This is a genomic window from Streptomyces sp. NPDC048718 (assembly GCF_043198875.1).
GTDB lineage: Bacteria > Actinomycetota > Actinomycetes > Streptomycetales > Streptomycetaceae > Streptomyces.
In genome coordinates, this window is the sequence record NZ_JBICVG010000019.1 from 139,732 (window position 1) to 148,382 (window position 8,651).

General features: G+C 72.7%; 7 protein-coding genes. 3 read left to right on the forward strand and 4 right to left on the reverse strand.

Annotated features, from left to right (window positions below; all coding sequences use genetic code 11):
- The first annotated feature begins 35 nt into the window (after positions 1-35).
- The 3 genes from ACGFRB_RS29530 (at position 36) to ACGFRB_RS29540 (ending at position 3,566) form a co-directional block, all read left to right on the forward strand.
- Complete coding sequence (locus ACGFRB_RS29530) at positions 36-1,691, forward strand: sugar ABC transporter ATP-binding protein (RefSeq protein ID WP_393247373.1); 1,656 nt, start codon at positions 36-38, stop codon at positions 1,689-1,691.
- Positions 1,688-2,737: an ABC transporter permease gene (locus ACGFRB_RS29535; RefSeq protein WP_393247375.1), complete on the forward strand. Its 1,050-nt coding sequence runs from the start codon at positions 1,688-1,690 to the stop codon at positions 2,735-2,737. Before ACGFRB_RS29530 ends, ACGFRB_RS29535 begins: the two co-directional genes overlap by 4 nt.
- A gap of 214 nt (positions 2,738-2,951) precedes the next feature.
- A complete protein-coding gene (locus ACGFRB_RS29540) occupies positions 2,952-3,566 on the forward strand; it encodes a hypothetical protein (RefSeq protein ID WP_393247377.1) in 615 nt (204 codons plus the stop codon).
- A gap of 183 nt (positions 3,567-3,749) precedes the next feature.
- On the opposite strand, the gene ACGFRB_RS29545 is transcribed toward ACGFRB_RS29540, so the two are convergent.
- From ACGFRB_RS29545 to ACGFRB_RS29560, 4 genes are all read right to left on the reverse strand, one after another.
- Positions 3,750-4,619, reverse strand: a complete 870-nt coding sequence (locus tag ACGFRB_RS29545; protein ID WP_393247379.1) for a LysR family transcriptional regulator — start codon at positions 4,617-4,619, stop codon at positions 3,750-3,752.
- Positions 4,620-4,894: 275 nt separating this feature from the next.
- Complete coding sequence (locus ACGFRB_RS29550; protein ID WP_393247381.1) at positions 4,895-6,136, reverse strand: MFS transporter; 1,242 nt, start codon at positions 6,134-6,136, stop codon at positions 4,895-4,897.
- Positions 6,137-6,559: 423 nt separating this feature from the next.
- On the reverse strand, positions 6,560-7,207 hold the full coding sequence (locus tag ACGFRB_RS29555) for an FMN reductase (RefSeq protein WP_393247383.1): 648 nt from the start codon (positions 7,205-7,207) through the stop codon (positions 6,560-6,562).
- Entirely contained in the window at positions 7,204-8,307 is a 1,104-nt protein-coding gene (locus ACGFRB_RS29560) for an LLM class flavin-dependent oxidoreductase (protein WP_393247385.1), read from the reverse strand. The genes ACGFRB_RS29555 and ACGFRB_RS29560 overlap by 4 nt, the downstream gene beginning before the upstream one ends.
- Positions 8,308-8,651: the final 344 nt, after the last annotated feature.

An 8,651-nucleotide genomic window follows, 5' to 3' on the forward strand; every position in this document is an offset into this window, starting at 1 on the left:
CCCGTCCCGCCCCTCCTCGCACCGGTGAGGCCCCCATGACTCCCAGCCCAGCCGCCGGCCTGTCCGCCGAGAACGTCTCCCAGCGGTTCGGCGCCGTGCACGCGCTCCAGGACGTCACCCTGCACTTCCCGCCCGGCCAGGTCACCGCCCTGATGGGCGAGAACGGCGCCGGCAAGTCCACCCTCCTGCGCGTCCTGACGGGCGACCACCGGCCGTCCCGGGGGCAGGTCCTACTGGACGGGACGCCGCTCACCCTCGCCTCGCCGCTCGACGCGCACCGGGCCGGGATCCGGATCATCCCGCAGGAACCGGAGATCATCCCGCACGTCTCGGTCGCCGAGAACGTGTACGCCGGAGCGCTGCCCCGCCGTGCCGGGCGCCGCCTCGACCGGGCCGAGCTGCGCCGCCGGATCACCGCCGACCTGGCACGGCTCGGCTTCGCCAAGGTCCTCGACCCCGATCTGCCCGGCTCCCGGCTGACCGCCGCCCAGCGCCAGCTGGTGGAGATCCTGCGCGCCTTCACCGGCGACACCCCGCCCCGGGCGATCGCCTTCGACGAGCCGACCTCCTCTCTCTCCGAGCACGAGACCGAGGCCCTGTTCGCCCTCATCGGGCGGCTGCGCGACCAGGGCGTCGCCGTCGTCTACGTCTCGCACCGGATGAAGGAGATCTTCCGCCTCGCCGACCGCATCGCCGTCCTGCGCGACGGCCGGGTGGCCGGCGTCGTCGACGCCTCCACCACCACCGAGGCGGAGGTCGTCCGGCTGATGGTCGGCCGCGACCTGGCCGGCCTGTTCACCCGGCAGGAGGTCGCCACCGACCGCGTGGTGCTCGACGTCCACGACCTCACCACCGACGACGTCCGCGCCGTCACCTTCCAGGTCCGGGCCGGGGAGGTGGTCGCCCTCGCCGGACTCGTCGGCGCCGGCCGCTCCGAACTCGCGCTCGCCCTCGCCGGCGACACCCCGATCCGAAACGGCACCGTCACGCTCGACGGCAGACCCCTGAACCTGCGCGGCCCACGCGACGCCATCACCGCCGGCATCGGGCTGGCCCCGGAGGAACGCAAGGCCCAGGCCCTGTTCCTGCACCGCACCATCCGCGACAACACCGCGCTGGCCAGCTACCGCCGACTGCGCCGCCGGCGCTTCGTCAGCAAGACCAAGGAGCGCGCCCTCGCGCAGGAGTTCGCCGACCGCCTGCGGGTGCGCGCACCCTCCGTCGAGACCGAGGTCAGCGCCCTGTCCGGCGGCAACCAGCAGAAGGTCGTACTGGCCCGCTGGCTGGCCCGGCGGCCCGCGCTGCTGATCCTCGACGAGCCCACCCGCGGCATCGACATCGGCGCCAAGGCGGAGATCTACCAGATCATCGCCGACCTGGCCCGCGAAGGCGTGGCCGTCCTGGTGATCTCCTCCGAACTGCCCGAGGTCCTCGGTCTGGCCGACCGCGTCCTCGTGCTGCAGAACGGCCGCGTCACCGGCGAACTCGGCCGCACCGAGGCCACCGAGGAGGCGATCCTCGCCCTCGCCATGGCCGACGACCTCGCCGCCGCTCCTCAGGACGGCACCGGCGCGGCCCAGGGCAGCGCCGGTACGACTCAGGGTGCTGCCGCTCCCCAGAGCAGCGCCGGTACGCCCCAGGGCAGCGCCGGCCCCGACACCCCGACCACCGCGACCGGAGCCGCCCGATGAGCGCCACCACCGCCCCGAGCACCCAGCGCCCGCCGCACGGGAACGGCCCCGGGCCGCGTCCGCGCGGCCCGCGCACCCTCCTCGCCTCGATCGGCGGACAGAACATCGGCCTCATCGGCGCGCTCGTCGTCGTGATCGCCGTGTTCGGCTCCCTCGACCCCAACTTCCTCGGCTGGGACAACATCCGGGTGATCGGAGAGGCGGCCACCATCGCGGGGCTGCTCGCCGTGGTGCAGACCGTCGTCATCATCTGCGGCGGCCTCGACATCTCCGTCGGCTCCCAGGCCGGTCTCGCCTCCGTGGTCAGCGCGATGGTCTTCACCGCCACCGGCTCCAGTGCCCCGCTCGGCATCGGCGCGGCCCTGCTCACCGGAGCGGCAGTCGGCCTGGTCAACGGCCTCGTGATCATCCACGGCCGCGTCAACCCCACGATCGCCACGCTGGCCGGCCTCGCCGCGTACAAGGGACTCGCCCAACTCCTCTCCGACGGACGGGCGCAGGGCTACGTCCTCGGCGACCCCGTGTTCGTCTTTCTCAGCCGGGGGAGGATCGCCGGGCTGCCGACCATGGTCTGGATCCTGGCGGTGGTCGCGGCCGCGGTGCACATCCTGCTCACGTACACCGACATCGGCCGCAACATCTACGCGCTCGGCGGCAACGACACCGCCGCCCGACTGGCCGGCATCAACCTCAACAAGTACCTGATCTCGGCGTACGCGCTGACCGGCATGGTCGCCGCCCTCGCCGGCGTGCTGCTCACCGCGCGCACCGGATCCGGGCAGCCGGTCTCCGGCAGCGAGGGCCTGGAACTCCAGTCGATCACCGCGGCCGCGCTCGGCGGCTGCGCGCTCAAGGGCGGCAAGGGCACCATCGGCGGCACCCTGCTCGCGGTCGCCCTGCTCGGCGCGCTGCAGAACGGCCTCACCGTCCAGGGCATCAACACCTTCTGGCAGAACGTCGCCCAAGGACTGCTGCTGGTGGCCGCCGTCGTCATCCAGCAACGCCGCAACCGCGGCCGAGGCCGCGCCGTCGGCCTGCCCGCGTAGGGACCCGCTCGGCTTCGGCCCGGCCGGCCGGCCCGGCCGGGTTCCCGGTCGTACGAGGCCCCGTGAGCCATAGTGAAGAGGAGGGGGTCCGGGCCGGCGCTCGCCGGCCGGCGTACGACGAGGACAGAGGCCAGGCCCCGTGAGCCGACATCACGCTCCCCCGCACCCCGGGTCCGCGCCGGGGGAGGCGCCCCTCGGGGAGCCGCGCTGGCCGATGGCCACGGCCGTCGCGGTCGCCATGGCGCTGACCCTGCTGCTCCCCGACGACCTGCGGCTGGCGTCGGCCTGGATACTGCCGACCGTGGAGGGGCTGCTTCTGCTGACGCTCATCGCGGGCGACCCGGGCAGGATCGACCGGCGTTCCGGCGCGCTGCGCGCCGCGGCGATCGCCCTGGTCTGCGCCCTCTCGCTCGGCGCCGTCTGGTCGACCGTGAAACTGGTCGACGACATCGTGCACAACGGGAAGGAGACGGCGTCCGCGACAAGCCTGCTCCAGACCGGAGGCACCGTCTGGGCCGGCACCGTCCTCGCCTTCTCCCTGCTGTACTTCGAACTCGACGGCGGCGGCGCGGCGGCGCGTCTGCACCGGACGCCCGCCCATCCGGCCCTCGCCTTCCCCCAGCACCTGAGCCCCGGCCTCGCCCCGGCGGACTGGCGGCCCCGATTCGTCGACTACTTCTACCTCGGGCTGACCAACGCCACGGCCTTCAGCCCCACGGACGTGATGCCGCTGGCCCCCTGGGCCAAGATCGCCATGGCGGTCCAGTCGCTGGTCTCCCTTCTCATCCTGGGTCTGGTGATCGCCCGGGCCGTCAACGTCCTGACATGAGCGTCACGGGCGCGAGGCCGCTGACGGCCGACCGGCGGGGACCCACGCACCGGCCGGCGGGCCGGCGGAACCTCTTCCGGCCCGGCCCGTGATCCTGTCCATGGCAGCCGAGTCGCGCGGGTGGGTGACGGGAGGGGCGCGGAAAGTGTCCGGGGGAGTCCGCCAGGGGCACCCGCGCCGCGTTCAGACGATGTGGCGCAGCAGCGCGGCGACCGCCGGGGGCGCTTCCCCGGGCGGCCGCACCACCATGACCTTCCAGCTCGGCGCGTGCCGGTCGAAGCGGTACTGGGAGAGATCGGGAAAACGGTCCGCGATCGACCGGGGCATGACGCAGACGCCCAGGTCGTTACGGACCAGTTCGGCCGCCGCGACGATGTCGTTCACCTCGAACGTCGTACCCCGGTCGACCCCGGCGGCCCGGAAGGACCGGTCTACCGCGTGGCGGATCGCCCAGCCGGGGGTGAAGTCCACCAGCGGCAGCGCGGCGACGTCGGCGAGCCGCACCTCACCGTCCGCAGCCGCCCCGGCGAGCACCCGTCGGGGCGACGCCACCAGCACCATGTCCTCGCGGGACAGCAACCGGGTGGTCAGACCGCGCTGCTGCTGACGGTCGAGGGCCACCACGGCCAGGTCGACCGTGCCCTCGCGCAGGGCCTGCCGGATGTCGGCGACGGCGGCTTGGCGCAGGTGGACGACCACACCCGGATGCTCCGCGCGCAGGGCGGCCAGGGCATGGTGGAGGCCGGCCCAGACTCCCTGCATGATGCCGACGGTGACCCGCCCGCGCAGGTGGCCGCGGGCGGCGTCGACCGCTTCCCGGGCCAGTTCGGCGGCCCGCAGCGTCGCCCGTGCGGCGGGCACGAACGCCTCGCCCGCCGGGGTCAGCGCGACGCGGTGCGTCGTGCGGTCGAACAGCGGGGTGCCCAGCTCGCGTTCGAGGGCGCGGACCGTACCGGACACGGAGGACTGGACCACGTGCAGTCGCCGTGCCGCCGCCGTGAAGCCGCCCGCGTCCGCCACGGCGACCACGACCTCCATCTGCCGTAGATCCATTGTCACTTCCGGTAGAGCCGCATGCCGTCCCGGTGGGGGAGAGCACGGCGGGGGCGGGTGTCGGTCATCGTCGTCATCGTAGGCGGACGGTTGTGAACAGCCGTGGACCGCGTGTCCGCGGGGGTGCGCGGCGGGTGGGAGAACAAGCGGGCCTACGGCGAACAGCCCGTCACCCGCGTGGAGATGGGACGCACCCGCGCGGGGCCTCTCACGCGGCGGGCCGAGGAGCGTACGTCCGTACCCACCCGACGTACGCCCTCCGCAGCGGCCGGGGGTCACGCGGCTGCCGTACCGGCCTCCGCTCCCGCCCCCTGCCGGCGCTCGGTGAGCCAATAGAGGAAGGCGAGCAGCGGCAGGCCGGCCCCGAACGCGGTGAGCGCGGACCAGCCCCACGCGTGATAGACGACGGAGCCGAGCTGGGATCCGGCGGCCCCGCCCGCGAAGAACATGGCGATGAAAGCGCTGTTGAGGCGGGCCCGGGCGGCGGGGTCGAGCTGGTAGACCGTGTGCTGGCCGAGGATCAGCGTCGCCTGGACCGCCATGTCGACGAGGATGGCGGCGACGGCGAGCAGGATGACGCTGTGCCCGCCGAACCCGGCGAGCGCGAACGACACGGCGGCGACCACGAAGGCGACCCCGGTCAGCGGGCGGACGAGCCCTCGGTCGGCCCAGTGTCCGGCGAACGGGGCGATGGCCGCTCCGGCCGCGCCGACGAGGGCGAACACTCCGACCCCGACCGCCGAGTAGCGGAAGACGGGACCGGTCAGGACGAAGGAGACCGTGGTCCAGAAGGCGCTGAACGCGCCGAACATCGCGGCTTGGTAGAGGCCGCGGCGCAGCAGCGCCGGGTGGGTGCGCACCAGCCGCGCGGTGGAGCGCAGCACGTGGTGGTACGGGATGGTGGTGGTCGGCGCGTGCCGCGGCAGGGCCGCGCGCAGGGCCACGGCGAGTACGGCCATCAGGGCGGCGGAACCGAGGAACACGGTGCGCCAGCCGGCGAGGTCGGAGACCAGACTGCTCAGCGTGCGGGAGAGCAGGATGCCGGTGAGCAGACCGCTCATCACCCGGCCGACTATCCGGCCTCGGGCGTGGTCGGGAGCGAGGCTCGCGGCGAACGGCACCAGGATCTGGGCGACGACCGAGGTGGCTCCGCTGACGAGCGAGGCGATCAGCAGCATGGGGAAGCTGGTGGCGAGTCCCGCCACGAGGAGGGCGAGGGTGGTGACCGTCAGCAGGGCGGTGACCAGATTGCGCTTCTCCAGCCGGTCGCCGAGCGGGACCAGGAACAGCATGCCGATCACATAGCCCACCTGGGTGAGGGTGATCAGGGCCCCGGTGGTGGCGGTGCCGGTGTGGAAGACGCCGCTCAGCGTGGAGAGCAGCGGCTGGGCGTAGTACAGGTTGGCGACCGTCATGCCGGAGGCGACGGCCAGCAGGGCGATCAGCCAGCCCGGTACGCCGTGCGGTGCCTCGGCGGCGGACCGGTGCGGGGTCTGGGGATCGGACGAGGTGGACATGGGCACCTTCTCGGGAAGGGGTGGGCCGGGGGTTCCGGCCGGGGTGGACGTAAGGCGGGCGATCGGCGGCTTCCTCGCTGCCGTCACCCAGGACAAGCGCCGGCCGGCCCTCGGTGCTTCCTCGTTGGAGACGATGCTTCGGGATGTCAGTCATCTCGATTGGAGATGGGTGGGAGTGGGATCCGAGCGAGAGGAAGGGCGAGGGGGGAGAAGAACCGGCGGTGCCGCCCCCGGCGAGGCAGGGGGCGGCACTGGAGGCGGCGTGAGGGCAGGCGTCGGCCGAGTGAGCGGCGTGGGCCGCGAGGGCGTGCTGGGTGGCGTCGCCCGGGGCCGCGCCTTGGAGGTGTGGGAGGCCCGGTCGCGAGCGGCCCGCCTCCCGGCAGGCCCGCCGTGCCCGCCCCGGCGCCCGGCGACGCCTGGCCCTCAGTCGAAGCGCAGGTCGGACAGCTGCCGTTCGAGCGCGCTGACGTCGTCGTCCTCGGGCGTCTCGTCGGCCGGGCGGGCGGCCATGAGGGCGGTCAGCTCGCCGGCCGCCCGCCGGATGCGCGCCGGCAGACCCTCCGTATGGTCGTCACCGGCCGAGCCCCAGTCCTCGGACGCCGCGTACACGGCGGTGGGCACGACGGTGGCGCGCAGATAGGCGAAGAGCGGGCGCAGGGCGTGCTCCAGGACCAGGGAGTGGCGGGCCGTGCCGCCGGTCGCCGCGATGAGAACCGGTTTCCCGGTGAGCGCGGCGGGGTCGATCAGGTCGAAGAAGGACTTGAACAGACCGCTGTAGGAGGCGGTGAAGACCGGCGTCACGGCGATCAGGCCGTGGGCGCCCGTCACCGCGTCGATGGCGGAGGCCAGCGGAGGCGACGGGAAGCCGGTCACCAGGTTGTGGGCGATGGCACCGGCCAGTTCCCGCAGCTCGACGACCTCGACCTGGATCTCGGTCTCGGCCCCGATTCCGGCCTGCGCGTCGTGACGCCGAGCGGTGAACTCCTCGCGCACCGCCTCGGTGAGACGGTCGGCGAGCAGACGGGTGGAGGACGGGGTGCTCAGCCCCGCGGACACGGCGACGAGCCTCATGCGACGGAACCTTCCCGGACGTCCCGGCCGTTCCCGGCGGACCGGAGCGACTGATGGGTGGGCGCGTCCGGTACGTTCGCCGGACGGCCGATCGCGAACTCCTTGCGGAGCACCGGGACGACCTCCTCGCCGAGGATGTCGAGCTGTTCCAGGACCGTCTTCAGCGGCAGTCCGGCGTGGTCCATGAGGAACAGCTGGCGCTGGTAGTCGCCGACGGTGTCACGGAAGGACAGGGCCCGTTCGATGACCTCCTGCGGCGAGCCCACCGTGAGCGGTGTCTGCTCGGTGAAGTCCTCCAGCGACGGGCCGTGCCCGTAGACGGGCGCGTTGTCGAAATAGGGGCGGAACTCCCGTACCGCGTCCTGCGAGTTCTTGCGCATGAACACCTGGCCGCCGAGGCCGACGATGGCCTGCTCGGGAGTGCCGTGGCCGTGGTGGGCGAAACGGCGGCGGTAGAGCTGGACCATCCGCCGGGTGTGCTCGGCGGGCCAGAAGATGTTGTTGTGGAAGAAGCCGTCACCGTAGAAGGCGGCCTGCTCGGCGATCTCGGGCGAGCGGATGGAGCCGTGCCACACGAACGGCGGTACGCCGTCCAGCGGGCGGGGTGTCGATGTGAACCCCTGAAGAGGCGTACGGAACTTCCCCTCCCAGTCCACGACGTCCTCGCGCCACAGTCGGCGCAGCAACGCGTAGTTCTCCTTGGCGAGTTCGATGCCCTGCCGGATGTCCTGGCCGAACCACGGATACACCGGGCCGGTGTTGCCCCGCCCCATCATCAAGTCGACCCGGCCGTCGGCCACGTGCTGAAGCATCGCGTAGTCCTCGGCGATCTTCACCGGGTCGTTGGTGGTGATCAGCGTGGTGGCGGTGGAGAGGATCAGTTTCTCGGTCCGGGCGGCGACGTAACCGAGCATCGTCGTGGGCGACGACGGCACGAAGGGCGGGTTGTGGTGCTCGCCCATCGCGAAGACGTCGAGCCCGACCTCCTCCGCCTTCTGCGCGATGGCGAGGATCGCCTTGATGCGCTCGCCCTCCGACGGGGTACGGCCGTTGGTCGGATCGGGAGTGACGTCCCCGACCGAGAAAATTCCGAACTGCATGAGGCCTCTTCGTTCAGGCGACTGTGTGGATGCCGGAAAGGTAGGCATCAGCCGGAGGGCCGTCGTGCCCGTCCGCGCAGAGCCGGTTGCCCGCAGGTGCCTTTCTCCGGTGTCCGCGACTCTCACGGCGGCTCCGGGTCCCGTCGCCCGCTTGCCGTCGGCGGCGACGGGACACGGACGTACGCGCCGGCATACGTCCGGCGCCTTGCCTCCCTCACTGTCACTGGTCAGTATGGTGACGTGCATCACGCCTTTCCCTGTGGGACGCTCTGTCTGGATTTCGTCGGTACGTTGCGGGCGCGCCGTAACGACGTGCCGTTGGAGAAGCTGGCGACGCCCGGTCT